This is a genomic window from Methylobacterium sp., assembly GCF_019750675.1.
In the GTDB taxonomy this organism is placed as follows: domain Bacteria; phylum Pseudomonadota; class Alphaproteobacteria; order Rhizobiales; family Beijerinckiaceae; genus Methylobacterium.
The window spans coordinates 1-1,584 of record NZ_JAIEOF010000227.1; the positions used below are offsets into that span (position 1 = coordinate 1).

General features: G+C 72.8%; 2 protein-coding genes. Both read left to right on the plus strand.

Features of this window, described 5'->3' with window-relative positions:
* The coding region (locus K2X24_RS11895; protein ID WP_292498187.1) for a CoA transferase at nucleotides 1-707 on the plus strand (707 nt) is incomplete at its 5' end.
* Complete coding sequence (locus K2X24_RS11900) at nucleotides 704-1,489, plus strand: enoyl-CoA hydratase (RefSeq protein ID WP_292498190.1); 786 nt, start codon at nucleotides 704-706, stop codon at nucleotides 1,487-1,489. The genes K2X24_RS11895 and K2X24_RS11900, both read left to right, overlap by 4 nt.
* Nucleotides 1,490-1,584 lie beyond the last annotated feature (95 nt).

The following is a 1,584-nucleotide window of genomic DNA, read 5'->3' on the forward strand; positions in this document are numbered from 1 at the left end:
CCGGGGTGCCGGTGGCCGATATCGGCTGCGCGCTGTTCGCGGTCTACGGCATCCTCAGCGCCTATATCGGCCGGCAGACCAGCGGCACGGGTCAGTACGTCGACGCCTCGCTGTTCGATTCGGCCCTGGCCTTCTCGATCTGGGACACGTGCGAGTACTGGGGCACCGGACAGGTTCCGGAGCCCCTGGGAACCGCCAACCGGATGAGCGCGCCCTACCAGGCCGTGCGGGCGGCGGACGGCTACTTCGTGATGGGGGCGACGAACGCGAAGCTCTGGCGCCTGCTCTGCGACGTGCTCGGCCGCCAGGACCTGTTTTCGGATCCACGCTTCCGCGACATTGCCGGGCGGCTCGCGAACCGCGAGGCCCTGATCGCCGAACTGGAGACGAGCTTCGCCACCAAGGATGCCGAGACCTGGGTGAGCGAGTTGCTGGCCGCCGGCATTCCGGCCGGACGCATGAACACCTACCCGGAGGCCTTCGAGAGCCCGCATGGCCGCCACCGCGAGATGCGTATCGAGGTGCCCCACCCCATCGAGGGCAGCGTGCCGAACATCGGCTTTCCGGTGAAGCTCTCGGGCACGCCCGCCCGCGTACGCCGGCACGCGCCCCTGCTCGGCGAGCACGCCGACGAGATCCTGAGCGAACTCGGCCTCTCGGACGAGGCCGTGGAGCGCCTGCGCGCTGAGGGAGCCTTCGCCGCATGAGCGCCCCGATCGACGACGGCGCCGTCCGCTACCGCGTCGCGGGCGGCGTCGCCCATCTGACCTTCGACCGCCCGGCCGCCCGCAACGCGCTCACCTTCGCGATGTACGACGCCCTGGCGGACGCGCTGGCGCGGATCGAGGCCGACCCCGCCGTGCGGGTGGCCGTGCTGCGGGGCGCCGGGGGCAAGGCTTTCGTAGCGGGCACCGACATCGAGCAGTTCGTCGGCTTCACGGGAGCGGACGGCGTCGCCTACGAGGCCCGGATCGAGGGCTACGTCGCCGGGCTGGAGCGCTGCCGGGTGCCGACCGTGGCGGTCATCGAGGGCTGGGCGGTGGGGGGCGGCCTCGCCATCGCCAATGCGTGCGACCTGCGCATCGCCGAGGCCGGGGCCCGCTTCGGCGTGCCGATCGCGCGCACCCTCGGCAATTGCCTCTCGCCGGCCAACCTGCGCCGGCTGACCGCGACCCTTGGCCAGGGCCTCGTCACCCGGATGATGCTGCTGGCCGAGATGCCCACCGCCGAGACCCTGGCGCCGCTGGGCTACCTCGCCGCCGTGGTGGAGACGGGACGCCTCGACGCCGAGGTGGCGGCGGTGTGCGAGCGCCTGCTCGGGCACGCCCCCGTGACCATGCGGGTGACCCGCGCGATGCTGCGCCGCCTGGAGCGCGATTCCGCCGCCGAGGCGACGGACCTCATCGCGGAATGCTATGGCAGCGACGACTTCGCCGAAGGGGTGGCGGCCTTCCTCGCCAAGCGCCCCGCCGCCTGGACCGGCACCTGAGCCCGCCGGGCTCCCGACTCCGCAAGGACGCGCCATGACCCTCTACGCCCTCGGGCCCCACGAACCGCAGATCGCCGACGCCGCCCGCCTCTGGA

Excerpts from the sequence above, each read along its gene's own strand:
- K2X24_RS11900 (WP_292498190.1), top strand. The coding sequence starts at position 704 with ATGAGCGCCCCGATCGACGACGGCGCCGTCCGCTACCGCGTCGCGGGC.